General features: G+C 74.6%; 18 protein-coding genes and 1 pseudogene. 10 read left to right on the top strand and 9 right to left on the bottom strand.

What is annotated here, in order from left to right:
* The 6 genes from AB0M28_RS33000 to AB0M28_RS32975 form a co-directional block, all read right to left on the bottom strand.
* Positions 1 to 854, bottom strand: an 854-nt coding sequence (locus AB0M28_RS33000) for a hypothetical protein (RefSeq protein ID WP_365413144.1), incomplete at its 3' end; no start/stop codon positions are given.
* A complete protein-coding gene (locus AB0M28_RS32995) occupies positions 854 to 2,410 on the bottom strand; it encodes an AAA family ATPase (protein ID WP_365413142.1) in 1,557 nt (518 codons plus the stop codon). The genes AB0M28_RS32995 and AB0M28_RS33000, both read right to left, overlap by 1 nt.
* A gap of 54 nt (positions 2,411 to 2,464) precedes the next feature.
* Positions 2,465 to 3,088 (bottom strand): 4Fe-4S single cluster domain-containing protein, encoded by a 624-nt coding sequence (locus AB0M28_RS32990; protein WP_365413140.1) that lies wholly within the window; start codon positions 3,086 to 3,088, stop codon positions 2,465 to 2,467.
* Positions 3,085 to 3,288: a DUF2997 domain-containing protein gene (locus AB0M28_RS32985; RefSeq protein ID WP_365413138.1), complete on the bottom strand. Its 204-nt coding sequence runs from the start codon at positions 3,286 to 3,288 to the stop codon at positions 3,085 to 3,087. The genes AB0M28_RS32990 and AB0M28_RS32985 overlap by 4 nt, the downstream gene beginning before the upstream one ends.
* Positions 3,289 to 3,340: 52 nt before the next feature.
* Positions 3,341 to 4,969 (bottom strand): penicillin-binding transpeptidase domain-containing protein, encoded by a 1,629-nt coding sequence (locus AB0M28_RS32980; RefSeq protein ID WP_365413136.1) that lies wholly within the window; start codon positions 4,967 to 4,969, stop codon positions 3,341 to 3,343.
* 45 nt (positions 4,970 to 5,014) lie between these two features.
* Positions 5,015 to 6,298 (bottom strand): MFS transporter, encoded by a 1,284-nt coding sequence (locus AB0M28_RS32975; RefSeq protein WP_365413134.1) that lies wholly within the window; start codon positions 6,296 to 6,298, stop codon positions 5,015 to 5,017.
* 56 nt (positions 6,299 to 6,354) lie between these two features.
* Between AB0M28_RS32975 and AB0M28_RS32970 the strand changes: the two genes are divergently transcribed.
* Both AB0M28_RS32970 and AB0M28_RS32965 read left to right on the top strand, forming a co-directional pair.
* Positions 6,355 to 7,332, top strand: a complete 978-nt coding sequence (locus AB0M28_RS32970; RefSeq protein ID WP_365413132.1) for a DUF5937 family protein — start codon at positions 6,355 to 6,357, stop codon at positions 7,330 to 7,332.
* On the top strand, positions 7,332 to 8,000 hold the full coding sequence (locus AB0M28_RS32965; protein WP_365413130.1) for an IMP cyclohydrolase: 669 nt from the start codon (positions 7,332 to 7,334) through the stop codon (positions 7,998 to 8,000). Before AB0M28_RS32970 ends, AB0M28_RS32965 begins: the two co-directional genes overlap by 1 nt.
* Positions 8,001 to 8,024: 24 nt before the next feature.
* On the opposite strand, the gene AB0M28_RS32960 is transcribed toward AB0M28_RS32965, so the two are convergent.
* Positions 8,025 to 8,510: a LuxR C-terminal-related transcriptional regulator gene (locus tag AB0M28_RS32960; RefSeq protein ID WP_365413128.1), complete on the bottom strand. Its 486-nt coding sequence runs from the start codon at positions 8,508 to 8,510 to the stop codon at positions 8,025 to 8,027.
* 240 nt (positions 8,511 to 8,750) lie between these two features.
* Between AB0M28_RS32960 and AB0M28_RS32955 the strand changes: the two genes are divergently transcribed.
* The 7 genes and pseudogenes from AB0M28_RS32955 to AB0M28_RS32925 all read left to right on the top strand — a co-directional run.
* On the top strand, positions 8,751 to 9,605 hold the full coding sequence (locus AB0M28_RS32955) for a hypothetical protein (RefSeq protein WP_365413126.1): 855 nt from the start codon (positions 8,751 to 8,753) through the stop codon (positions 9,603 to 9,605).
* 15 nt (positions 9,606 to 9,620) lie between these two features.
* On the top strand, positions 9,621 to 10,550 hold the full coding sequence (locus tag AB0M28_RS32950; protein WP_365413124.1) for a hypothetical protein: 930 nt from the start codon (positions 9,621 to 9,623) through the stop codon (positions 10,548 to 10,550).
* Between the two features lie 108 nt (positions 10,551 to 10,658).
* Positions 10,659 to 12,017 carry a hypothetical protein gene (locus AB0M28_RS32945; protein WP_365413122.1) on the top strand — a complete coding sequence of 453 codons (1,359 nt, stop codon included), beginning with the start codon at positions 10,659 to 10,661 and terminating at the stop codon, positions 12,015 to 12,017.
* An 8-nt stretch (positions 12,018 to 12,025) separates the two neighbouring features.
* Positions 12,026 to 12,520, top strand: a complete 495-nt coding sequence (locus tag AB0M28_RS32940) for a hypothetical protein (RefSeq protein WP_365413120.1) — start codon at positions 12,026 to 12,028, stop codon at positions 12,518 to 12,520.
* A 1-nt stretch (position 12,521) separates the two neighbouring features.
* Positions 12,522 to 15,428 (top strand): carboxypeptidase-like regulatory domain-containing protein, encoded by a 2,907-nt coding sequence (locus AB0M28_RS32935; RefSeq protein ID WP_365413118.1) that lies wholly within the window; start codon positions 12,522 to 12,524, stop codon positions 15,426 to 15,428.
* A 3-nt stretch (positions 15,429 to 15,431) separates the two neighbouring features.
* A complete protein-coding gene (locus AB0M28_RS32930) occupies positions 15,432 to 16,598 on the top strand; it encodes a hypothetical protein (protein WP_365413116.1) in 1,167 nt (388 codons plus the stop codon).
* Between the two features lie 11 nt (positions 16,599 to 16,609).
* Positions 16,610 to 17,977 (top strand): annotated as a pseudogene (locus AB0M28_RS32925) (M20/M25/M40 family metallo-hydrolase); the annotation flags it as partial.
* 37 nt (positions 17,978 to 18,014) lie between these two features.
* Here the strand turns inward: AB0M28_RS32925 and treY are convergent.
* Positions 18,015 to 20,492, bottom strand: a complete 2,478-nt coding sequence (gene treY / locus AB0M28_RS32920) for a malto-oligosyltrehalose synthase (protein WP_365413114.1) — start codon at positions 20,490 to 20,492, stop codon at positions 18,015 to 18,017.
* 75 nt (positions 20,493 to 20,567) lie between these two features.
* Positions 20,568 to 22,697 (bottom strand): glycogen debranching protein GlgX, encoded by a 2,130-nt coding sequence (glgX, locus tag AB0M28_RS32915; RefSeq protein WP_365413112.1) that lies wholly within the window; start codon positions 22,695 to 22,697, stop codon positions 20,568 to 20,570.
* Between the two features lie 286 nt (positions 22,698 to 22,983).
* Here glgX and AB0M28_RS32910 point away from each other — a divergent pair, with 286 nt between their 5' ends.
* On the top strand, positions 22,984 to 24,267 hold the full coding sequence (locus tag AB0M28_RS32910; protein WP_365413110.1) for an SAV2148 family HEPN domain-containing protein: 1,284 nt from the start codon (positions 22,984 to 22,986) through the stop codon (positions 24,265 to 24,267).
* The last annotated feature ends 311 nt before the right edge of the window (positions 24,268 to 24,578 follow it).

The raw sequence follows: 24,578 nt of genomic DNA, 5'->3' as shown, positions 1-24,578 counted from the left end.
AAGCAGGCCACGGCCGCGTAGAACAGGCCCGAGTCGGCCCCGGCGCGTTCCGCCGGCGGGCCCCCCGCGACGGCCTGTACGGCGGGGCCGAGGGGCAGCCGCCAGGCGGCGGCCGCCAGTGCCGCGCGCCCGTCGGCGCCGCGCAGGTGCGGCGCGGCGCCGTCCGGCGTCAGCAGACCCCGCAGGAGGTCGAGTTCGCCTGCTGCCGTCAGCGCGTCGCGCAGCAGGGCGCGCCCCTGCGGACCCTGCTGCCGGTAGGCGGCCCGCAACAGGGTCCCGTCGGGGTCCTCCTCACGTAGGAGGGCGGTCTGCCGGGTTCGTACGAGGAAGGCCGCCCGGCGCAGTTCACCGGACGGCGCCAGCCGGTGCGTACGGCAGAACGCCGCCAGGTGCGGTACGTCGAGCGCCGCCTCGCACAACGCGTCCACCGCCGGCCCGTCGCCGGACTCGGCGATCAGCCGGCGTGCCGCCGCTCCCGCCGGATGGTGTGCGCGGGCCGCGCAGTCCAGCAGGGCGCCGCGCAGCCGGGGGTCCAGGGCCGACGGATCGCCGAGGGCCGCGAGCGCTGCCGCCTCGTGCTCGGCGGGGACCGGTCGGCCGATCCGGCGGAGCGTGTCCCCCAGGCGGTCGTCCCCGTCGTCGAGAGCCAGCCAGATCCGCCAGACGACCTCCAGCGCCCCGGGGTCGCGGCGGGCGCGGCGGACGAGCCAGCCGACGTCCTCGTGGGTGCGGAACCGGGGATCGTCCCAGAGCAGGCCGTCGCGTGCGCGTGCGACGATCCGCCGGACGTGGTCGCCGCGCTCGTGGACGTCGCGCCACCATCTGCGGCGTTCGCGCCGCGCCGCCCATCCCATCAGTCGAACTCCAGCCGGACCTGCGCCCGTTCCGCCAGCTGCACCTCCTCGAACGAGGCGGACTGCGCCCGCCCGTCGCGCAGCCAGCCGCGCAGCCGCTCGACCACCTCGCGCTGCGAACGGCTCAGCGGCACCGTGCGGCGCATGGCCGCGGCGACGTCCTTGTCGTGGATGTCGCGGCCCTCGGCGAACGCGGTGTACAGGGCGTCCACCACGGCCTGTTCCAGCTCGGCGCCGACGTAGCCGTCGCCGAGCCGGGCCAGGTGGTCGAGGTCGAAGGCGCCCGGGTCGCGGCGCCGGCGGCGCAGATGCAGCGCGAGGATCTCGCGGCGCTCCTCCGTCGTCGGCAGGTCGAGGAAGAACACCTCGTCGAACCGGCCGCGGCGCAGCGTCTCCGGCGGCAGCGCGTGTACGTCGTTGGCGGTGGCGACGACGAAGACCGGGGCGGTCTTCTCCTGCATCCACGTCAGCAGGGTGCCGAAGACGCGCTGCGAGGTGCCGCCGTCGAGGTCGCCGGTCGCGAAGCCCTTCTCCAGCTCGTCGACCCACAGCACGCACGGCGCGATGGTCTCCGCCAGCTGCAGCGCCCGGCGGATGCGCTGCTCGGACTCGCCGACGAGCGAGCCGAACAGGGCGCCCACGTCCAGCCGCAGCAGGGGCAGCCGCCACTGCCCGGCGATCGTCTTCGCGGTGAGCGACTTGCCCGTGCCGGGGATGCCGACGAGCGCCAGCCCCTTCGGCGCGGGCAGCCCGAACGCGGCGGCCTCCGGCCCGAACGCCCGCTCCCGCAGCGTCAGCCAGTGCTTGAGCGCGTCCAGCCCGCCGACGTCGGTGACGGTCCGCTCCGGGGTGAGGAACTCCAGCGCGCGGCTCTCCTTGATGACGGCCTTCTTCTCCTCCAGCACCCGGGAGATGTCCCGGTCGTCCAGCGGCCCGCCGCGCACCGCGGACTTGGCGAAGGCACGGCGGGCCTGGGCGGCGGTCAGGCCCAGCGCGGCCCGGGCGAGGCGGGAGCGGGCGTGCGGGGTGAGGCGCTCGCCCAGCGCGCGGTTGCCGTCGACCAGGGTGTCCAGCTCCTCGCGCAGCAGGTCCTCGCCGGGCAGCGGCAGTTCGATCACGACCGCGTCGTCGCGCAGCTCGGCCGGTACGTCGGCGGGGCCCGGGGCCGTGACGACGATGCCGGCGCCGGTGAAGACGAGCTGCTGCGCGAGCGAGCGGAGCTTGCGGCGTACCCGCAGGTCCTTGTGCCAGAACTCGTGGAAGTCCTTCAGGACGTACACGTCGCGCCGTTCGGGGTCGGACAGCGCCCATTCGCGGATCCGGTCCAGCGCGCCGACCGCCTCGCCGGCGTCGGCCAGCCGCCGGCCGGCCTTGGACTCGAACCGGTCGGCGACGTCCCACAGCACGAGGTCGGCGTCCCCGCCCCGGGCGCGCCGCACGTCGTCGAGCAGCCGCAGGGCGCGCTGCTCCTCGACGGTGACCAGCACGATCAGACTCACCCGGGCCCGCAGACAACGCTGGATCTCCTCGGCCACGGCCTCCTGTCCACCACGCACGCCCTGCCCCTTCCCCCGCGGGTCCGGCCCCTGCCGGTCAGCCCCGCGCATCGCTCACGTCCGGCTGCCGGCCTGCGCGCCGGAGCCCCCCGGATCCGCCTGCCGCCGCACCCCGGCGGCGCCGCCCAGCACCCCCGTCAGGGTCCACGTCCCGTCCGCGGCCACGACGATCTCCCCCTGTGGGATGTCGTCGAACGTGGACACGTCGTAGCGGCCTGTCAGGTTCCAGTACGTCTTGTTCGACGAGCCCCGCAGGCCGGAGCCCAGATGGCGGGCGGCGGTGTAGCGGCCCGCCACCACGAGGTCCGCGCCGGCGACGGCCGCGTGCCGGACGGGATCGTGCTCGATCTCCGTACGGCTGTAGCCGCTGAGGACGATGATCCCGAGGCCGGTCTCCGCGCGCACCAGGCGGACGAACTCCCGCAGCGCGTCCGGTTGCTGAAGCGGCTCACCGCCGGTCACGGTGACGCCCTCGATGCCGTCCGCGCCCGCGGCCACCTGGCGGGCCAGCTCGGCGACCGACTGTACGGAACCGTCGCCGTCCGGGTGCGTCCCGGGGTTGAAGCAGCCCGCGCAGCCCAGATCGCAGCCCTGGGTCCAGACGACGAACCGCGTCCCGGGACCGTTGGCCCGGCTGCGCTCCAGCACGCCGTGCAGCCGCCAGGGGACGTCGCTCACCCGCCGCGCCGCTGCTCGACGTGGTCCGTGCCGTACAGCGCCTGGTCGGCCTCCGGAGTCATCTCCCGGTGCTCGACGTCGGCCCCGAGCAGCTGCTCGAAGGGCTCGGTGAGCGCCAGGCACTCCGTCCCCTCGACCCCGGCCACGCGCAGCGTGACCTTGCCGTCGCCGTCGATGACGATCTCGACGCTCTGCTCCATCGCGCCCCCTTGTCGCGCCCCGGTCCATGATGCACCGCCACGCGCCGTCCCGTCAGCGGGCGTTCATGACCTTGACCACGATCGGTCCCGCCGCGGCCCGCCCGTGGCCGCCGCTCTGGACCCAGGCCGCGGCGGCGATCCGCCCGTCGCCGCGGAACGCCGTGAACCAGCTGTCGCTCTGCGTCGGCGCGATCTCCGCCGTACCGGTCTTGGCGCCGGAGCCCCCCGGCAGGCCCAGGCCCGCGGCTGTGCCGTCGCTGACGGCCAGCTGCATCATGCTCCGCAGATACCCGTGGATCCGCGACGGCAGCGGGCTCGCCTGGGCGAGGGGCTTGCCGACCTCGGGCACCAGCCTCGGCTGCCTGAACGAGCCGTTCGCGACGGTCGCCGAGACCGACGCCATGTTGAGCGCGTTCATGGTGACCCGGCCCTGGCCGATCATCGCCGCCCACTTGAAGTCGCCGCTGTCCACCGGGATTCCGCCGTCGGCGGACTTGATGCCCGTGGCCCAGTCGTTGCGGCCGAGACCGAAGTACCGGCTGGCCGTGTCGTACAGGGCGCTGTCCGGGTAGGACACGTCGTCGTGCTCGTCGACGAGGCTGAGGAAGCCGGTGTTGCAGGACTTGGCGAAGTTGAGGGCGAGGGAGGAGTCGCCCGAGATACCGTTCAGGCCCTCGTAGTTGCGGAAGGACCTGCTCTGCTCGGGCGCGAAGGAGGTGTAGCACTTCGTCGTCGTGGCGGGCGTCACCGACGGGTTGTTGGCGAAGATCGCCGCGGCCGTGACTATCTTGAACGTCGAGCCCGGCGCGACGCCGCCGTTGAACGCCGCGTTGAAGTCGACGTCCCCGGTGTTGGCCACGGCCAGCACGCCGCCGGTCGCCGGGTCCACCGCCGCGACGGACGCCGTCGGGTACTTCGCGACGGCCTTCTCGGCCGCCGCCTGTACGTCGCGGTCCAGCGTGGTCTTCAGCAGCGCGGGCCTGCCCGTGGAGAGCGTGAGCAGCGAGTCCACGCCCTCCGGTCCGTCGATGGTCAGCTCGATCCCGGGCGTGCCGGACAGCTTGTCGCCGTAGTTCGCGCGCAGCTGCTCCAGCACCGGCCGCAGCGACGGGTAGGCCGCCGGGTCCAGCGCGCGGCCCTTGCGGTCGACGGCCTTGACCTGCGGGGCCGCCGCCTCACCCGTGGCGAGCTTCTCGCCCGTGCCGAGGTCCGGGTGCAGCACCGTCGAGTCCCAGTCGACCAGCGGCTTGCCGCTGACGTCGCCCCGCACCACGCTGAGGCGCGACGTGTACGTCCACGGCTTGGAGACCCCGTCGTAGGCGACGGTCGCCCGGACCTGGAACGGCACCGCGGACCCGGTCGGCGTCGCGGTCGTGAAGCGCGCCTTCGTCACGTGGGCGTCGTCGCGGTACGACGTCAGCCCCTCCAGCGCCGCCGCTTCGGAGTCCGTGAGCGCGGCCGCCCGCTCCAGGTCGCCCTTCGACCAGGCGGCGAGGAAGGACTTCGCCGCCGTGGTGATCTCCTTCTCCTTCAGCGGCTCGGCGGCCTCGGCCGTCTCGCCGTCCGCGCCCGAGGCGGAGGAGCCGCCGAAGCCGTTCATGATGTTGTAGACACCGATGCCGGCCAGGGTCAGCATGCCGACCAGGGCCAGCACGAAGACCCACTTCCCCGCCGAACGCATGCGCCCTGCCTTTCCCCGTGTGTGCCGCTGTAGAGCACACGCAATCTATCCCGCGGGGCTGACAACGACGTCAGCAGGTTCATCACGATTGCGCCGCGACATGTCCGTAAGATCCCGGCGATTGCGGACAGGTGACAAGAAAAGTGGCAGGAAGGCCAGGGTCATGAACGCGCCCCCGGTCCACAGCGCCGCGCGCACCGAGGCGTACTCGCCGATCAGGCCGGCGGTGGCCGCCGCGAGGGCCAGCGCGCCCATCAGCAGGAAGCGGAACGTGGCGTTCATCCGGCCCTGCAGCTCCGGCGGCGTCAGGTGCTGGCGCAGGCTGACGCCCAGCACGTTGTTCACGCCGAACTTCGCCGAGGCCAGCAGCGAGCCGAACGCCGACAGCCCCAGCCAGACGCCCCGGTCGAACAGCGGGATGAGCAGACCCGCGGGCGCCATGAGCAGTCCGGCCGTGGCGATCACGCGGCCGTAGGCGAAGCGGGCGGCGAGCCGCCGGGCGAGCACGGAGCCCACGAAGATGCCGACGCCGCCGACCGCCCAGTACGCGCCCAGCACGGCCGGGGACATGCCCAGCTCACGGGTGACGAGCAGCGGCAGCATGGTGTTGACCGCCGACGAGCCGAAGTTCGCGCAGGCCCCGCTGAGGGCCAGGGCCCGCAGCTCGCGGTCGCCGAGGACGTGCCGCAGGCCCTCGCGCACCTCCGCGCCCAGGGCGCGCCGTGCCGGGCCGCGCGCGGGTCGGGCCTCCGTGGCCCGGATCCGGGTGAGGGACAGCGCCGAGAGCAGATGGCTGACCGCGTGCAGGGCGATCGCCGGCGGCGCGCCCAGCGCGGCGACGATCAGACCGCCGGCGCCGCGCCCGCCCACGCTCGAGGCGGCCTGCAGGCCGACGACCGCGGAGTTCGCCCGGACCAGGGCGGAGGGTCCGACGAGCGCGGGCAGGTAGCTCTGCGAGGCCACCTCGAAGAACACCGTCGCGCAGCCGGACCCCAGCACCACGGCGTACAGCTGCCACAGGGTGAGCACGCCGGACCACCACGCGAGCGGGACGGACGCCAGCAATGCGGCGCGCACCAGATCGGCGGTGATCAGCACGGGCCGGCGCGGCAGCCGGTCCACCCAGGCGCCGGCCGGGAGACCGATGAGCAGGAACGCGGCCATGCTGAGGGTGGCCAGCAGGCCCACCTCGCCGGGGCTCGCGTCCAGGGCGACGGCGGCGACCAGCGGCATCGCGACGTAGCCGATCTGCGTGCCCAGCTGGCTCGCCGAGGCGGCGGCGAAGAGCTGACGGAAGGCGGCTGTCCGCCAGGGGGAGTCTGAGTGCATGCGCATGACCATGGGGGCGGGGGACGGGCCGGGCGAAAGGATTTAGACTCGACTAAATGCTGGAGCTGTCCTTCACGCTGGACGACGTGGCCCGGACGAGGTTCGCGATCTCCCCGCTCTGGGAGGTCATCACGAGCGTGCGGGTGCTCAAGGGCGCGCCCGACCAGTGGCTGCACCGCAGATGGCTGGAGCAGGTCCGGCCGCGGCTGGCCGCCGCGCGTGTGGACCTCTCCCCGCTGACGGACCTGATCATGGTGGACGGCGGCATCCCCGGCTTCCTGTGCCCGCCGCCGACGACCCCGCAGCCGTCGCTGGAGGTGGAGCTGGCGACGCTCCGCTCGACACCCGTGGAGCGCATCCGCATCCGGCACTCGCTGGTGCCGCAGGAGCGCATCGACGCCCTGCGCGCGGACCCCGGGGCCGGGATGGAGCGCGTCGCGGCCGCCGTCGAGGCGTACTGGGAGCTGGCGCTCGCCCCGTACTGGCCGCGGATCCTGACGCTGCTGGAGGGCGACGTCATGCACCGCGCGCGGCTGCTCGCCGAGGGCGGCGCGCAGCGGCTCTTCGCCGACCTCGACCCCCAGGTCGACTGGGACTCCGGCACGCTGCAGCTGGCCACGCGGTACGCCCACGGGGAGCGGCGGCTCGACGGCCGCGGCCTGCTCCTGGTCCCCTCCGCGTTCGTGTCACCGCGGGTCTTCTCGGTCACCGGCGAGGTGTGGCAGCCCACCCTGCGCTATCCGCCGCGCGGCCTCGCGACGCTGTGGTCCCCGCGGCACACGTCCGCGCCCGAGGCCCTGACGGCGGTCCTGGGCCGCACCCGTACGCTCCTCCTCGCCGAACTCACCGCCCCCGCCTCCACCACGGACCTGGCCCGCCGGCTGTCCGTCACCCCGGGCGCCGTCTCCCAGCACCTGACCGCGCTGCGCGCGGCGGGCCTGCTCACGGCCCACCGAACCGGCCGTATCGTGCTCTACGCCCGTACGAGCGCCGCGGAGTCACTGCTGGCGGCGGCGGGGGAGACGGAGGGGTGATGCGACTCACCGATGCGCTGGCGGCCAACCGCTACCCGGGCAGGGGCCTGTTGTGGTGCCGGACGGGCGACGGCTCACCGGCGGGAACGTACTTCATGACGGGCCGCAGCCCCGCCTCCCGCGCCCGCCGCCTGGCGGACGCCCCCGGCGGCGGGCTGCTGGCCGTCCCGACCGACGACCGCGAACACGACGCGCTGCGCCACTACACGGCCGTCCGCCCGGTCGACGGCCGGCTCGTCCTCGGCAACGGCGAACAGGTCGACACCGTCGCGGACCGGCTGGCGGCGGGCGCCACCCCCGCCACCGCGCTGGACGGCCTCGACTACGAACCCGACCCCCCGATCCACACCCCGCGCATCACCCTCGTCGCCGACCCGGACGGCACCGCCTGGCTCGGCGCCGCCCGGCGCAGCGCGCTCGGCCGCGAGCCCGCGGACCGGATGACGCTGCGGGTCGCCGGCCTGCGCCCGGGGGAGGGCGTGCTGCTGACGACGTACGCGTCCGACGGCGAGACGGTCGCCGCCGCCCCGCCCTACACGGAGGTACGGGTGAGCGCCGCCGACCGCGCGGAGTTGCTGGACGAGGTCTGGACGGCCCTGGACCCCGCCCTGCGGGTGACGGCGGCGGTGTGCGCGCCGGGCGTTCCGGTGCGGACGGTACGGGCCTGAGTGCGGGCCGGACACCGCGTGCGGTCACAGGGCGACGGCCGTGTGGGGGCGTTGACGGTCCGCGTCGAGGAGTTGGGCGACCATCGCGGCGCGGGAGGTGACCCCGAGCTTGCCGTAGATGCGCCGCAGATGCGACGAGACCGTCCACGAGCTGATGTCGAGCACGGAGGCGATGGTCTTGTTCGCGTAGCCCTTGGCGACCATGCGCGCGATCTCCGTCTCGCGCGGGCTGAGCGCCGGATGCTCCGCCTCCGCCGCCGAGGCGTCCCCTTCGGACGCCTCCCGCTCTGTCCGTAACTCGCCGCTGCCGCCCGGCGCACCGGCGGCGGGGAGGGCGCAGCGGACCGCGACGTAGCGGAAGCCGTCGACCTCGATGTCGAGGATGATCTCCTCCGCCGCCGACGCACGGGCGTCGTTCTCGACGAGGCGTCTGATGAGCTGGCCGACGGCGGAGTCCACGGACTCCGCTGCCGCGAGCGTCTGCCGGTCCGGATGCCTCACCCCGTCCATCGCGCCTCCCCCCACTCGGCAAGCAGCCCGGCGCCGGGACATGTGACTGGAGGGTAGGCCAGGTGGGGGCGCCTGGACAGGGCCACACCGGCCTCTTTGCGGCCCCGCCCGGTAGCACGAGCGAGTGCGGCACGGATGAGGGACCCCGGTTCGTGTCCCCCGCTAACGAGCGGATTCCCGCCGCCCGGAGCGGCTCCTACGGTGTGGCTCATCGTCCCTTTTCCACGAGGAGGGAGCGCCATGTCCAGCCTGCGCGAGGACGAACTGGAGCTCGAGTTCGAGGCCGAGGAGGAGTTCGAGCTCGAGGGGGAGTACGAGGGGGAGTTCGAGGGCGAGGAGTTCCTCGGCACCCTGGGGAACATCGCCGGCAGCATCTTCGGGCAGCGCGAGGAGGAGTGGGAGCTCGAGGGGGAGTACGAGGGCGAGTACGAGGAGTTCTTCCGCCGCATCCGCGCGCTGGCCACCCGCGCCATGCCCACGCTGCGGCGTATCGGCCGGCTCGCGGCACCCGTGGTGGGTGCGGCGGTGGGCGGACCGCTCGGCGGCATGATCGGCCGGGCGGCGGGCTCGCTGCTGGAGGGCGAGTTCGAGTACGAGGCGGAGTTCGAGGGCGAGTTCGAGGCCGAGTTCGAGGAGGAGGCCCGGCCGCCCGCCACCCAGAACGAGGCCATGGCCGAGCTGATGGCGGCAGTCGCCTCGCAGGCGCGCACCGAGGCCGAGGCCGAGGCGATGATCGGCGCGGCCACGGTGTCGTCGCTGTCCGCCGCCGACCGGGCCGCACTGCGCCGCGTGCTGCCCCATCTGGTGCGCGGCACGGCCGTGCTCACCCGCATCCTGCGCAGCCGCCCCGCCACCCGCATCGGCGTACGGGCCGTGCCGACGATCGTCCGCGGCACCGCCACCACGCTCACCCGCCGGGCCGCCGCCGGCCGGCCGGTGACCCGGGCCGCCGCCGCGCGGGTGATGGCGGGCCAGACCAGGCGCGTGCTGACCAGCCCGCGCGCGTGCACCCGGGCCGTGCAGCGCAACGCGCGCGCCGCGGGAGCCGTGTCACGTCCTGGTCCGGCCGCCCGCCGGCAGCCGGTCGTGCGGTAGGGGGGAGCGGCCGCCATGAGCACTCCGGCGCCGGTACGCGACCCGCTGGCCGCGTTCGAGTACGAGGCCCTGTACGAGTTCGAGGACGAGGGCGAGTTCGAAGGCGAACTCGAGGACGAAGGCGAGTACGAGGGCGAGTTCGAGCTGGAGTGGGAGGGCGAGTACGAGGCGGAGGAGTTCTTCCGCCGGCTCGCCGGCCTCGCGGCGCGGGCCGCGGGCTCGCCCCGGCTGCGCCGCGTCGCCCGCTCCGCCGTCCGCGCCATCGGCAGCGGCGGCGGGGGCATCGGCGCGGCGCTCGGCGGCCGCCCGGGCTCGACGGGCGCGCGGGCCGGCGGTGTCGCCGGCGCGGCGCTCGGCCGGATCCTGGCGGACCTGGTGCCGCAGTCCCAGGACCCCGAAGCGCTCTTCGAGTCCGAGTGGGAGGCGATGGCGGGCAGCCCCGTCCGCCGGGTGTACCCCGACGCGCTGATGGAGCACCTCGCGCACCGCGCCGCCGAGACGGAGAGCGAGGCGGAGGCCGAGGCACTGGTCGGCGCGCTGATCCCGCTGGCCGCCCGGGCGGTGCCGCGCATCGCCCCCGCCGTGCTGCGGGCGGCTCCCCGGCTGGCCCGGGGACTGGCCGGCGCCGCCCGGGTGCTGCGCGCCGATCCGGCGACCCGGCCCCTGGTCAGGACGCTGCCCCAGATCGCACGCCGCACGGTCGCCTCGCTGGCCCGGCAGACCGCGGCCGGCACCCCGGCCACGCCGCGCCGGGCGGTGGCGACGCTGGCCGGACAGACGGCCCGCACGCTGTCGAGCCCGCAGCGCTGCGCCGCCGCCTACCGGCAGCACCGCGCACTGGACCGCCGCTACCACCGGCAGGCGCCGGCGGCCGGCCGGCCGCGCGCAGCCGCCGCGGTCACCTCGGTCACCGCCGGGGCGGCCTGCCCGGGCTGCGGGCGCTGAGCCCGGGCCGGTACAGGGCGCGGAGTCTGGCCCGTACCGGGCGCCGAGCAGCGACAGGCAGACCACGCAGGGAGCCGAACCACGGCAGTGCTGAGGGAGGTGGCAGCCGTGCGACCGACGCTCGAGCCGAGCGTGAACGGCGCGGCGGCGCCCGGGACCACCGCGTCCCGGGCACCCGCCGGCCCAGGACAGCGGCCCGTACCCGCACCGGGCGCCGGGATCCAGCGGGCCTGGCTGCGCAACCAGTCGGTGAACGTCGCGCGGCACGCGGCGGCCCTCCGCCCGTTCCGCCGGGGCGAGTTCGGCACCGGCGACGCCGCCCCCAGCGAAGGGCATCTGCAGGCCGTCAACCAGCTGCTGCAGACCCTGCGGCGCAGCATGCTGCGGGTGGGCACGGAGGTCACCCGCGCGCACCAGGCGGCGGCGCGGCGCCCCGCCACCGCCGAACTGCAGCGCCTCACCGTCGCCAAGGAGCGGGCCCACGACTGGGTGCGCGCGGTCGAGCGGGTCTGGGACTTCTACTTCGAGCTGTTCGGCCAGCGCCAGTCGGAGGTCGCGCCCTGGCTGCTGGCCGCCGACCGGATCGCGCTCGACTGCTACCAGGTGTCCTTCATGCGCCTGGGGACCGCCAAGTCGATCCCCGCGCCGCCGCCGTTCGCGTACATGCGCACCGGCTTCTCACCCGCCACCTTCCGGCGGCAGATCCCGCTGCGCCGCCTCGGGCAGCAGCTCAACCCGTTCCCCCTCGTCCAGCTGCCTTACCACCGGCTCGTCAACCCCTGGACGCTGGGCGCGATCCTGCACGAGGTCAGCCACAACCTGCACAACGACCTCGGCCTGGAGCGCGTGGTGCCGCGGCGCATCCACGCCCGGCTGCGCGCGGCCGGGTTCTCCGAGGCGGTGGCCCGGACGTGGACGCGCTGGAACCGCGAGCTCTTCGCGGACGTGTGCGGGCTGCTGCTCGGCGGCCCGGCCGTCGTCGGCTCGCTCTTCGACGTCATCGGCCGCTCACCCGCCACCGTGCTCGCGTACGGGCCGAACGCCCCGCACCCCACGCCGTATCTGCGCGCCTTCATCAGCCTCGAACTGCTGCGCAGGATGGGCTTCACGGACGAGGCCGCCGCGTACCGCCGGCTGTGGACGCGGATGTACCCGGCGCCGGGAGCCGGCACCATCCCGCGCGAACTGCTCGCCACCTTCCCCGAGGCGAACCGCGTCGTCGTCGACGCGGTGTGCTTCCGCCGCTTCGCCGCGCTCGGCGGCAAGGCGCTGTGCGAGGTGCTGCCGTTCGCCGCGAAGGAGCAGCAGATCGTCGAGGAGGCCGCGGGCCGGCTGGCGGCCGGGACGGACCCCGGCATCATCCCGGAGCGGCTGGTGATCGGCGCCGCCCGGGTGGCGCTCGACCGCCGGCTGGCCCGGCCCGAGGTCGTCTCCCGCAACTTCTACACCGCCCTCGCCAGAAGCTGAGGTGCCCCATGACGACATACGACAGCACCGGACGCCTCTGGCAGGCGGCGCACCAGCTGCGCGACGACGTGCTCGCGCTGCGGCTGGCCGCCGTCGAGGACCGCCCGCGCCGCGAGCCGAACAAGCTCGTCGACGACGTCGGCGCCGCGGGCGACGCCCTCGCCGGGTGGGCCGAGGAGGTGACCGCCGCCGCCGCGCGGGCGCTCGCCGCCCTCGACCGCCCCCGGGAGCCGCATCTGCACCACCGCGCGCTGGCCGACTGCGCGGCGGGCCTGGAGCGGCTCGGCGCCCAGCTGCACGACGACCTCGCCGGACCGGCACGGCTGGACGAGCTGAGCGGCCTGGCCCGCCGCGGCGGCCCCGAACCGCGGGCGTGGGTCGGCGCGATCAAGCAGGCGGTGGACCGGGTCCAGCGGAGCGTGCCGCCGGTGCAGGGCGCCCTGACGGGCTGCTGGCGGGAGCTGGCGGAGCGGGCCGGCGACGCGGACGTGAGGAGGAGTTGAGATGGCTGCGGACAACAGGGAGAACGCGCTGGTCGTGCACGTCTTCGCGTACCCGACGACGGACGGCGGCCAGGGCCCGCACGACGACGGCGTGACGCCACTGGACGAGGTGTCGGTCCAGGTCTTCCGGGGCTCATACCAGCCGGCCGCGCTCGAACGGACCGGCCGCACCTCGGGCGACGGCACCGTCGCCTTCAGCGGTCTGGACGCGGCGGCGGACTACCGGATCAGCGTCGCCGCGCCGGCCGGGTTCCGTAACGCGTCGCGCGACGCGCTGTTCTTCGAGGGCCAGCCGCGCGCGTGGGACCCGCGGAGGAAGCGGATCCGGGTCCGCAAGGGCGGCGAGGTCGTCGTCCATGTCGGCCTGGTGCCCGAGCCGGTGAGCGTCCGCGGCCGGATCTCCCTGCCCGGCGGTACGAAGGCCCCCGGGGTCCGGGTCGAGGCGCGCAGCGTCGAGGGCGAGCTGCTCGAGGCCTCGGACACCGGGAAGAAGGGCGGATTCACGCTCAGCCGCATCCACCGTCCCGGGCTGATCGAGGTACGCCCCGCCGCCCTGGTCGAGATCGGCGGCCGGCGGTACGTGCCCGCCGCCGGGAAGACGAACCTCATGGTGCGGGTGCGCCCCGGCGGCACGGCCGCGGGTGTCGACATCCCGTACAAGGTCGCCGGGGCCGAGATCAGGATCGGTGCGCGGATCGTGCACAAGGCGGACGGGAGAACCGCCGACGACCCCTTCGACGGCGTCACGTTCCAGCTGTTCAAGGACGGCCGCAGCACACCGCTGCACGAGGTGCGCACGCACAGCCAGACACCGGGCACCTTCCGCGACCTGGCCCCCGGCGAGTACCGGATCGTGGCGCTCCCGCCGGAGTCGACCAACGGCTGGCGGCTGCAGCGCACCCGCCCCGTGGTCAACGAGGTCCTCCTGCAGGTGACCGAGGGCGAGCGCATCGACCTGGGCGGGATCTTCGAGTTCAGGCCCGCGCTCGGCTCCCTGCGCGGCATGGTCGTCGCGGACCGCGACGGCGCCCCCATGGGCGGTGTCGACCTGCTGCTCAGCTCGCAGCGGCCGGCGCCCGACCCCGTACAGCGCACGAGGACCAGGCCGGACGGCAGCTTCGAGTTCACCGGCCTGGCCCCCGGACCGTACCGGGTGGAGCTGGAGCAGCAGGTGGTGACCGTCGAAGGGCGGCGCTGGGAGCAGAAGGGGCAGGACGGCCAGAGTGAGGGCGGCTGGCTGCGCGAGGTCGCGGCCCGGCAGACCGAGACGGTCCCCGCGTTCCGCCTGGTGGAGGAGGAACACCTGATCAGCGGGCGGGTCCTGCGGCCGGACGGCTCGCCCGCCGCGTTCGTCACCGTCCAGATCTTCGACAGCGGGAGCGTCACCGGCAGGCCCCGGGACAATGTCCTCACCGACGAACACGGCGAGTACCGCTACCGGGCGGACAGCTCCGGCACGTACTACGTCCGCGTACTGGAGCGCAACGGTCTGGCACCGCAGGTCACCCCGGTGAGCGTGCACAGCGAGACCAGGGTCCCCGACCTGTTCACCGACACCCGCCCCTTCGTGCCCGGCCCTTCCGGCGCCGACGGCCGGACGGGCGGCAACGGATCCGGCGGATTCCCGTCGCCTCCGCCCCCGCCGGCTCCTGAGAGCGACCTCGGCGACTTCCCCTTCCTCACCGAGGAGGTCCGCTCCGCCGACGGCGGGCGCGCCGACGGCGCCGGACCCGGTGCCGCGGGCGGGGTCGGGCGGATCGTGGAGCGGGAGCTGCGCGAGGTGCTCGGGTGGCGGCCGCGGGCCGGTGACCCCAAGGGGTTCCGGGCCGCGCTCGACCAGGCGTTCACCGTCGCCGAGGTGGCCGGGCACACCGAGGTCACCTGGCGGCCCCGCAGTTACGCCGTGGAGATCCAGGCCGATCTCGGCGCCGTCACCGGCGCCCAGGCCAGCCTGTACAACCGCGCCCAGCACACGCTGGAGAAGGTGCTGCCGCTGCTCGACGGGCTGACACCGCTGCGTACCGACGCGGACGACGAGAACGTCGCGGCCGCCCGCGCCGTCCTCCGTACCCAGCTGACGGAACTCGTCGGCGAACTCGGCATGGAGGGCGGACCGCGGGTGGCGCGCGTCGACCAGTTCCTCGTCTTCCTCCTGGGCGACCGGGCGACCGCGCAGACCGCGGCGAAGGCGCGCCCCGTGCCGCCGCCCGGCTTCGGCGGGCTGCGGGACCCCGACACGGCGGGCGGCAGCCTCGGCCTGCTGCGCGACCGGCTCGGCCTGCAGCGCAGACGGATCAACACCGTCGACGAGGAGCAGAACTTCACGAACTTCCTGATCCTCCTCGACCAGATCGTCGGGCTCGCCGAGTCCTGGCAGTCGCAGCGCGACTTCTTCGACCGGAGCAAGGACGCGGAGCCGTTCCTCGGCACCCAGCTCGTGCTGCTGTCGCGCGATCTGGAGGTGATCGCGGAGTCCGTCCACGAGACGGAGTTCGCGATGGACTCCGTGTTCCTCGGCGCCGCCGAGCGGCAGACCCTCGAACTGCGCTTCACCTCGGTCCAAGAGGCGCCGATGTTCGTCTCCGAACTCCTCGACTGGGTCGAGCGGTTCGCCGTGGAGGAGGGCCGGCAGCTCATCGACGAGGGCGGGCGGCAGGGCGTGGCCGTCGCCTTCCGCCCCGTACTGGTCAAGCTGCGCGACCTCGTCCGCGCCGCGCAGGTGACGCCGGCGGGCGACCAGGACCCGCTGCGGATGCCCGACGCGTACCGGCGCCGCCGGGTGCAGCGGGCGCTCGCCGAGCTGGCGCTGCAACTGCAGGGCGCCGCCGAACGGGTCGGGCGGATCACCGCGCCCGTGGAGGACCCGGACCGCGGACCCGCCACCCGCGGCAACGCCCAAGGAGGCTGACCCATGGCAACCGAGCGGGAGAACCTGAGCCTGGAGGACCGGCGGGCCGCCCTGCTCGCCACCCTGGCCGAACGGCTGGGCGACGACATCACCGCCAACCCCGCGCTCGCCGACGCCGTCAACCGGCAGATCGACGCGCTGGTCGAGGCCGCCGTCGCCGCCGACGCCGCCGCGCCGGTACCGCCCGACGAGGGCCTGGCCCAGCTCGTCGGCATCGGGCCCGAAGCGGCCGAGCGGCTCGCCGAGACGCGCGTGCCGCCGTCCGTCCAGCCGTACGACGAGACGGTGGCCTCGGAGCGGATCGTCGCCGTCGCCGACCTGTACTACATCTACCAGCACGAACGGATCGGCGTGTTCCGGGCGATCCAGCGGCTGCAGGAGCTGTTCCGGGCCGGCGCGGTGTTCCTGTCCTCCGGCCAGGGCGCGTACAAGCTCTACCAGTTCGACCGCAGGCAGGTGCTGCGCTACACGCGCGACGACCGGCTGGCCGCGTACCGCCGGGCCTTCGGCTACGGACCGGCCCAGGCCGTGCGGGGCGCCCGCGCCAACACCGACTTCCACCCGCTGTTCAGCAACTTCAACAACCAGGTGGCGCTGTTCTGGCGGGACAAGCGGATCTCGGACGTGCTGCGCGAGCGCGCCTACGACCCGAGCTTCGGAAGCATCGCGATCGTCCGCCGGGCGGGCCTCGACCTGCGCAACAACCTGAAGTTCATGTCGTACGGCCATCTCAACGTGCTGCGGGTCGAGGTCATGCAGCTGCTCGACGAGGCGTTCCGGATCCTGGACGCCGAGGACATCAAGAAGCAGTTCGGCGCCGACACCGCCTGGGACGTCGTCGAGGCGATCCTGGTGCGCTACTTCAACGAGCGCCTCGCCACCTCGCCGCGGCAGGGCATGGCCGTCGCGGGCCGCAACGTACTGCGCTGGCTGGCCCAGCCGCACGTGCTGGAGGCCAAGCGGGCGCCGTTCGAGACCCGGCTGCTGCAGATCGCCGAGTCCGCCGAGGAGTGGCTGACCAGCGCCCAGTCCCTGGGCCTGGCCCGCCGCGAGCCGCCGCCGCGGCCCCAGTCGCTGCCGTTCGAGCGCCGCTCCCCGGCGGTGACCACCGGACCCGCGGCCCGGGTACGCCCCCTGCGGCGCGCGCACGCCAACGGGTCGGGGCCGTGACGTGAGGGCGTATGACGGATGAGGAGGCGGCGCTGACCCACGCCCGCGCCCACCGCGGCGCGCTGCTGCGGACGCTGGCCGCCCTGGTCCGCATCCCCTCGGTCAGCGCCGGACCGCGGCACGCCGCGGACGTCCGTCGCTGCGCCGCCGGGCTCGCACGGCTGCTGCGGCGCATCGGCCTCGACGGGGTGCGCGTGCTGCCGCCGGGCCCACGGGGGCGCCATCCGCTGGTGTACGGGGAGTGGCACCGGCTGCCGGGCCGCCCGACCGTGCTGGTCTACGGCCACTACGACGTACAGCCGGCGGATCCCGTCGCGGCGTGGCGGTCCCCGCCGTTCACACCCACCCGGCGCGGGGAGTACCTCCACGGGCGCGGCGCCTCGGACGACAAGGGGCAGCTGTGCGCGCACCTCGGCGCCCTCGCGGCGTGGCTGCGCGGCGCCGGCCGGCTGCCGGTCAACGTGACCCTGCTGCTGGACGGCGAGGAGGAGATCGGCAGCCCGGGGCTCGCGGCCGGCCTGCGGCGCCTCGGGCTGACGGCCGGGGCCGCCGACGTCGTCGTCATCTCCGACACCCGGATGCCCGGCCCCCGCCGCCCCGCCGTGACCGTCGGCCTGCGCGGACTGCTCACCCTGGAGGTGGAGGTGCGCGGTCCCGGCACGGACCTGCACGCGGGTGCCTTCGGCGGCGCCGTGCACAACCCGGTGCAGGCGCTGGCCGAGTTGCTCGCCACGCTGCACGACCCGGCCGGCCGGGTGCGGGTGCCCGGCTTCTACGACCGGGTGCGGCCCTGGTCCGCGGCCGAGCGGTGGGCGCTGGCCGCCGCGGCGCCGCCGGACGCCGCCGTGCTGCGCCGCGCCCGCGTGCCCCGCGGCTGGGGGGAGCCCGGCTGGACCCTCGCCGAACGCACCACGCTGCGTCCCGCGGTCACCCTCAACGGCATCCGCGGCGGTTTCCAGGGGCCGGGGAGCAAGAGCGTCATCCCGGCCCGCGCGAGCGCCAAGCTGGGCATCCGCCTCGTCCCCGACCAGGACCCGGCCGAGGTGGCCCGGGCCGTACGCCGCCATCTGGCCGCCGCCACACCGCCGACCGTGCGCACCACGGTCCGCGTCGGCAGCCGGGTGCCCCCGGCCCTCTTCCCCGTGCACCCCGCGGCGATGGCGGCAGCCGAAGCCGCGTGCCTGCGCGGGTTCGGGGCCGCGCCCGTCCCGCTGCAGTCGGGCGGCACCATCCCGGCGGCGGGGCTGCTCGGCCGCACCCTCGGCGCCCCCGTCGTACTGCTCGGCTTCGCCCTGCCCGGCGACCGGCCGCACGCGCCCGACGAGCGGTTCCACATCCCGACGCTGTGGCGGGCCACGGAGACGTGCGTCGCGCTGCTCGCGGAGCTCGGCCGCTCCGGAGCCCTCGCCCGGCCGGCTACCCGGACCGCACCAGCAGCGCCACCGGTGAGGACGCGAACAGGTCCGCCGCCCGCACGCGGTCGCGCAGCTTCGGGGACTTCGGGGTCAACCGGTCGCGCCAGACGCCCTCCGGCAGCTCCAGCTCCGTGTCCGACCAGCCGCCCGAGCGCTCCAGCACGCCCGCGAGGCGGGTGACCGCCGTCAGGACGCGTCCGGTGCGGGTGAAGGCGAGGAGATGGTCCGCCGCCGGGCCCGAGGCCGCCAGCGGGGTGTACGTGCCGCGGTGGTCGAACCACTCCGGATGCTCGCGGCGCAGCAGCAACGCGGTGACCGTCAGCAGGCGTTTCGCGTCCGTCCGGTGGGCCGACGCCAGGTCGTACGGCGTCGTGGGGGCGTGCAGCGGGCGGCGGTTGTCCGGGTCGACCAGGGCGCGGTAGCGCGACTCCGTGCCCTGGTAGAGGTCGGGGACGCCGGGCATCGTGAGGTGGAGGAGGGCCATGCCCAGCTCGTTCGCGGTGACCGCCGCCGCCCGGTCGTTCGCGAAGCCCTGCGTCGCGTACATCGACGGACCGCACGGACCCGCGTCCACGAACGCCTCCACCGCCGCCTCGTAGGCCTGATCGGGCTCCGTCCACGTCGTCCGCAGGCCCGCCTCCCGTACCGCTTTGCGCATGGCGGGGACGACGGCCTCGGGATGCGGGAAGCCGATGCCGTACGACGTCTGCCAGGCCGTCCACGCCACATGGCGGTCCGGGGCCGCGGAGCCGAAGCCCGCCGCGTGGGCGTCCGTCTCCGCGACGAACCGCGCCCAGTCCGCCGGGTACTCGGACAGCACCGCCGTGCGCGCCCGCACGTCGGCGCTGCGCTTCGTGTCGTGCGTCGAGAGCACCGTCCCCGTGTGCGGGCGGTCCCGCTGGGTGCGGGCGCAGAAGGCGTGGAAGTCGCCGGGGGAGACGGCGGGGATGCCCGGGTTGCCGCCGACCTCGCACGCCGACAGCAGCGCCGGGTACCGGTAGAACGCCGTGTCCTCCACCGACTTGGCGCGCAGCGCCGCCGCCGTCTGCGCGAACCGGGCGCAGAAGTCCCGGTGGTCCGGCGAGTCGCCGAGCCGCCCCAGCGCCGCGTCGAGGACCACGTCGACGGCCTCCGCCTCGGCGGGTACGTCGAACGACCGCCGGGCCCGGCGCGCGGCGTACTCCAGCATCCCGGAGTCCCACTCCGACGGCGTCTCGCCGGGCACCGCGTACGGCCGGTAGACCGGCAGCCGGACCAGCATCTCCCGTACCGCCTGCCGCAGCGCCCACGGGGCGTGGTCGGAGAGCCCGTCCGGGGAGGCGGCGGCCTCCGGCGAGCCGCGGCGCGCGCCCGGCCGGGCCCCGGCGTCCGTGCCCGCCGCGCAGATCCGCTCCGCCACCCGCACCAGCCGGTCCACCTCGGCGGCCAGATCCAGCGTGACCACCTTCCGCGCCGCGCGGCGCACCGTGGCCCCCCAGTCGCCGCCGCGGTCGGCGTCCTGCCCGGTGAAGGAGCGGTAGGCGTCCGCCAGTTCGGCCGCCCCCGCCCGGTCGACGAACACGCCGTCCACGTGGCGCAGCGCGTCGTACCCCGTCGTACCGGCGACCGGCCAGTCCGCGGGCAGCCGCTCACCCTCGCCGAGGATCTTCTCGACCACCGTCCAGCAGCGCCCCTGCGTGGCGCGCTGCAGCCGGCGCAGATAGCCGCGCGGATCGGCGAGCCCGTCCGGGTGGTCGATCCGCAGCCCCTGCAGCACGCCCTCCCGTACGAGCCGGACCACCATGGCGTGCGTGGCCTCGAAGACCTCCGGGTCCTCCACGCGGACCGCGATCAGCTCCGAGACGGTGAAGAACCGCCGGTAGTTGAGTTCGGTGCGCGCCAGCCGCCACCACGCCAGCCGGTAGTGCTGCGCCCGCAGCAGCTCCGGCAGCGGCAGCCGCTCGGTACCGGGCCGCAGCGGGAACTCGTGGCCGCGGTAGCGCAGCACGTCCCCGTGCACCTCCAGCCGGCGCAGCAGCCGGCCGATGCGGTCCTCCAGCACGGGCATCAGGATGCGGCCGTCGTGCTGCGACCAGTCCACGTCGAACCACTTGGCGTACGGCGAGGTCCGCCCTTCGCGCAGCACCTCCCACAGCGGCCGGTTCAGCCGTTCGGGCGCCGGTACGGCCATATGGTTCGGCACGATGTCCGCGATCAGCCCCAGCCCGTGGTCGCCGGCGGTGCGGGAGAGCGCGCGCAGCCCCTCCTCGCCGCCCAGCTCGGCCCGTACCCGCCCGTGGTCCACCACGTCGTACCCGTGCACCGAACCGGGCACCGCCTCCAGCACGGGCGACAGGTGCAGGTGCGAGACCCCGAGGGACGCCAGATACGGCACGGCCGCCGCCGCCTCGGCGAAGCCGAACTCCGGCTGGAGCTGCAGTCGGTAGGTGGCCGTGGGGACCGGGGCGCCGGGGGAGGGCGGGTGCGGGGGCGTGGTCATGGGGGGAACGTACCGGACACGCCCCCATGGGGCGGGGACGGGCCCGCCCCCAAGATCCCGCCCCCCAGGGTTTTGTCAGGCCGGCCGCTGGAGCACCGCGAGGCTCCGGTCCGGCAGCAGCAGCCGCTCGCCGGCCTCCACCTTCGGCCCCGCACCCGGCGGCACGGGGTCCACCTGCGCCGTGTCCACCACGACCTGCCAGCGGGCCCCGTGGTTCACGGGCACCACGAACTCCTGCTCCACCGCCCCCGCGTTGAACATCAGCAGGAAGGAGTCGTCCGCGATCCGCTCCCCGCGCGGACCGGGCTCCGAGATCGCCTTGCCGTTGAGGAAGACGGTGAGGCACTTCGCCTGCGCCGCCTGCCAGTCCTGCTGCGTCATCTCCTGCCCCAGGGGCGTGAACCACGCGATGTCCGACAGCTCGTCGTGCGTGCCCTCCACCGGCCGGCCATGGAAGAAGCGGCGCCGGCGGAAGACGGGATGCTCGCGCCGCAGCCGCACCATCGCCCGGGTGAACGCGTGCAGATCGCGCGCCGCCCGGTCCTCCTGCGTCCCCGGATCCGGCCAGCGCACCCAGGACAGCTCCCCGTCCTGGCAGTACGCGTTGTTGTTGCCCTGCTGCGTACGGGCGAACTCGTCGCCGTGGCTGAGCATCGGCACACCCTGCGACAGCATCAGCGTGGCGACGAAGTTGCGCATCTGCCGCGCCCGCAGCTCGCGGATCCCCGCGTCGTCCGTGTCGCCCTCCACCCCGCAGTTCCACGACCGGTTGTGGCTCTCGCCGTCCCGGTTGTCCTCGCCGTTGGCCTCGTTGTGCTTGCGGTCGTACGACACGAGGTCGCGCAGCGTGAAGCCGTCGTGGCAGGTGACGAAGTTGACCGAGGCCAGCGGCCGGCGCCCGTCGTCCTGGTAGAGGTCGGACGAGCCCGTCAGCCGCGAGCCGAACTCGGCGAGCGTGCGCGGCTCGCCGCGCCACAGGTCGCGCACCGTGTCGCGGTACTTGCCGTTCCACTCCGTCCACAGCGGCGGGAAGTTGCCCACCTGGTAGCCGCCCTCGCCGACGTCCCACGGCTCCGCGATCAGCTTCACCTGGCTGACCACCGGGTCCTGCTGCACCAGGTCGAAGAACGACGACAGCCGGTCCACCTCGTGGAACTGCCGGGCCAGGGTCGCCGCCAGATCGAAGCGGAACCCGTCGACGTGCATCTCCGTCACCCAGTACCGCAGCGAATCCATGATCATCTGAAGTACGTGCGGCGAGCGCATCAGCAGCGAGTTGCCGGTGCCGGTGGTGTCCGTGTAGTAGCGGCGGTCGTCCGCCAGCCGGTAGTACGAGGCGTTGTCCAGGCCGCGGAAGGACAGCGTGGGGCCGAGGTGGTTGCCCTCGGCGGTGTGGTTGTAGACCACGTCGAGGATGACCTCGATACCGGCCTGGTGCAGCGCCCGCACCGCCGACTTGAACTCCAGCACCTGCTGCCCGCGGTCGCCCCAGGAGGTGTACGCGTTGTGCGGGGCGAAGAAGCCGATGGTGTTATAGCCCCAGTAGTTCGTCAGCCCCAGCTCCGCCAGCCGGTGGTCGTGGACGAACTGGTGCACCGGCATCAGCTCCAGCGCCGTGACGCCAAGATCCGTCAGATGGCCGATGACCGCCGGATGGGCGAGCGCGGCGTACGTGCCGCGCAGCTCGTCCGGCAGGTCCGGATGGCGCATCGTGAGGCCCTTCACATGGGCCTCGTAGATCACCGTACGGTGGTACTCGGTGCGCGGCGGGCGGTCGTCACCCCAGTCGAAGTACGGGTTGACCACGACCGAGGCCATCGTGTGCGGGGCGGAGTCCAGATCGTTGCGGGAGTCCGGCCGGCCGAAGCGGTAGCCGTAGACGGACTCGTCCCACCCGATCGAGCCGCTGATCGCCCGCGCGTACGGATCCAGCAGCAGCTTGGCCGAATTGCAGCGGTGCCCGCGCCCCGGATCGTACGGCCCGTGCACCCGGAAGCCGTACCGGCTGCCCGGCATCACCCCCGGCAGATACGCGTGCCTGACGAACGCGTCCGTCTCCCGCAGCTCGACCGCGGTCTCGGAGCCGTCGTCGTGCAGCAGACACAGCTCGATCCGCTCGGCCGCCTCGGAGAACACGGCGAAGTTCGTCCCGGCGCCGTCGTACGTGGCGCCCAGCGGGTACGCCTCACCCGGCCAGACCTGCATGATGGTGACTCTTCTCGATGTACGGCCCCCGGCTCGCGCCGTCTTGGCGCGGGTGGCCGTCAAGGGCCCAATGTGGCAGAGACCTTCCCCCCGGCGGGTACCCGCACGACGGGCGTGACGGAATTCTCACCGGTCGGGGACCGGATACGGACAAGGGCGCCGACCGGTGGGGGAGTTGTTGCCCGAGTGACGGTACCCGACTCGGGGGTTCAGGGTGCGCCGCCGGTCATCCGCACAGTACGCTGCGGTGATCGTATGAGCGGGGGAATCGAAGGGCGGTGCCGGTTTGGGTTCGGGAGGTCTGGAGCTCCCGCCCGGTGGCCCGGACGAGGGCGGCCGGGAGAGTGCGGGGCCTCGCGACGCGACCGTGGGGACGGCCTCCCTGGTACGGCCCGTGCAGATGGGAGCAGGGACCGGTTTGTCCGAGTGGGGCGCCGAAGCCTGGAAGGAGGTGCGCACGCGTGCGCGCCTCGCGGGGCGGGCCTATGTGTGGCTCAATCTCGTCGAACAGCGGCTGCGGTCCGTGGTGGACGCGGTGCTGCGCCCCATCTACGAACCGGTGCACGGCGAGGAGTGGGTCGTCGCCGCGGCCGGCCCCGCCGGACAGGAGTGGGTGCAGCGGGCCGTCGCCGTGCACGAGGTCAGCCGGCGCAAGGGCTATCTGCTCGACCCGGCAGACGACGATCTGCTCGCCTTTCTCACCCTGCCGCAGCTGCGCGAGCTGATGGTGCAGCACTGGCCGTGCTTCGAGCCCTTCCTCGACAGCCGGCGCGCGCTGGAGCTCGCGCTGGACGAGCTGGAGGTCACCCGCAACGTCGTCTCGCGCAACCGGGCGCTCTCCGAGACGGTGCTGGCGCAGGCCGAACGCGCCTCGGCGCGGGTCCTCGACATGCTCGGCGGCGGCAGCCACCCCGGCCTCGACGCCCCCGCCGCGCAGCGGCTGCCCGTGGACGCGGTCGAGGAGCTGGTCGGCGACCGGTACGCCGACGTGGTCGGCGTCCATCCGGACCGGGTGCGGCTGCAGCGGCAGCTGCCGGTGGAGGACCTGTTCGGCGCGGCCAGGAAGATCGACGCGGTGGGCGTCTCGCTCAACCTCCTCGTCCAGAACTACTCGGGTCGGCGCCTGGTCCGCCTCGTGGAGTCCGGCTGCCGGGTCCGGCTGCTCTTCCTCAACCCCGCGGGCAGCGCGGTGCGGCGCCGCGAGCGGGAGCTGGGCCTGAAGAAGGGCGAGCTGAGCCGCTCCGTCGAGCTCAACATCCAGTACATGCGCCGCGTCCGCGCCCGCCTCCGCCTCCCGGTCGCCCACGACCCCGGCGCCGGCTTCGAGATCCGCGTCTTCGACGACACCCCGCGCTTCACGGCGTACCTGGTCGACGGCGACGGCACGAACGGCGTCGGCGTGGTCCAGACATACCTCCGCCGCACCCGCGCCATGGAGACCCCGGCCCTGGTCCTACGCTCGGCCCGCCGCGAACTGGTCCACGGCGAGGGCGGCGGCGAACCGGGCCTGTTCGAAACCTACCGCGAGGAATTCGAAGCAACGTGGGGAGACTCCCGCCCGGTGTCGTGAGCCCCGCGCCACCGGGGACGCCCCCGCACCGCGCCCCGAGCCGAGCTGCGGCCGGGGGTGACCTGGTAAACCGGCGAACGGGCGGGTGGGCGGGCTCACATCCGCGCCGAAGGCGCGGCCGGCCGCAGCGGAGGCGAGCCGCCCCACCCGACCGCACCACGGCGGCACGCGCGCAGCCCGCGCCCCGGGCGACCCCGGGCCGTGCCCCGAGAAGAGCTGCGGCCGGGGGACCTGGCGGTCGCGGAAGCGCAGCTGGCGCAGCACGTACGTCTTCTCCAGCGCCGACTTGCCGTTGCCGGACTCGCCGAGGA

Source organism: Streptomyces sp. NPDC051940 (assembly GCF_040680895.1).
Lineage (GTDB): Bacteria > Actinomycetota > Actinomycetes > Streptomycetales > Streptomycetaceae > Streptomyces.
The sequence above is the reverse complement of the archived record's forward strand: the minus strand, read 5'-3'. Positions and strand labels throughout refer to the sequence as shown.

Excerpts from the sequence above, each read along its gene's own strand:
- AB0M28_RS32985 (WP_365413138.1), bottom strand. The coding sequence starts at position 3,288 with ATGGAGCAGAGCGTCGAGATCGTCATCGACGGCGACGGCAAGGTCACG.
- AB0M28_RS32980 (WP_365413136.1), bottom strand. The coding sequence starts at position 4,969 with ATGCGTTCGGCGGGGAAGTGGGTCTTCGTGCTGGCCCTGGTCGGCATG.
- AB0M28_RS32975 (WP_365413134.1), bottom strand. The coding sequence starts at position 6,298 with ATGCACTCAGACTCCCCCTGGCGGACAGCCGCCTTCCGTCAGCTCTTC.
- AB0M28_RS32970 (WP_365413132.1), top strand. The coding sequence starts at position 6,355 with ATGCTGGAGCTGTCCTTCACGCTGGACGACGTGGCCCGGACGAGGTTC.
- AB0M28_RS32965 (WP_365413130.1), top strand. The coding sequence starts at position 7,332 with ATGCGACTCACCGATGCGCTGGCGGCCAACCGCTACCCGGGCAGGGGC.
- AB0M28_RS32960 (WP_365413128.1), bottom strand. The coding sequence starts at position 8,510 with ATGGACGGGGTGAGGCATCCGGACCGGCAGACGCTCGCGGCAGCGGAG.
- AB0M28_RS32955 (WP_365413126.1), top strand. The coding sequence starts at position 8,751 with ATGTCCAGCCTGCGCGAGGACGAACTGGAGCTCGAGTTCGAGGCCGAG.
- AB0M28_RS32950 (WP_365413124.1), top strand. The coding sequence starts at position 9,621 with ATGAGCACTCCGGCGCCGGTACGCGACCCGCTGGCCGCGTTCGAGTAC.
- AB0M28_RS32940 (WP_365413120.1), top strand. The coding sequence starts at position 12,026 with ATGACGACATACGACAGCACCGGACGCCTCTGGCAGGCGGCGCACCAG.
- AB0M28_RS32935 (WP_365413118.1), top strand. The coding sequence starts at position 12,522 with ATGGCTGCGGACAACAGGGAGAACGCGCTGGTCGTGCACGTCTTCGCG.
- AB0M28_RS32930 (WP_365413116.1), top strand. The coding sequence starts at position 15,432 with ATGGCAACCGAGCGGGAGAACCTGAGCCTGGAGGACCGGCGGGCCGCC.
- treY (WP_365413114.1), bottom strand. The coding sequence starts at position 20,492 with ATGACCACGCCCCCGCACCCGCCCTCCCCCGGCGCCCCGGTCCCCACG.
- glgX (WP_365413112.1), bottom strand. The coding sequence starts at position 22,697 with ATGCAGGTCTGGCCGGGTGAGGCGTACCCGCTGGGCGCCACGTACGAC.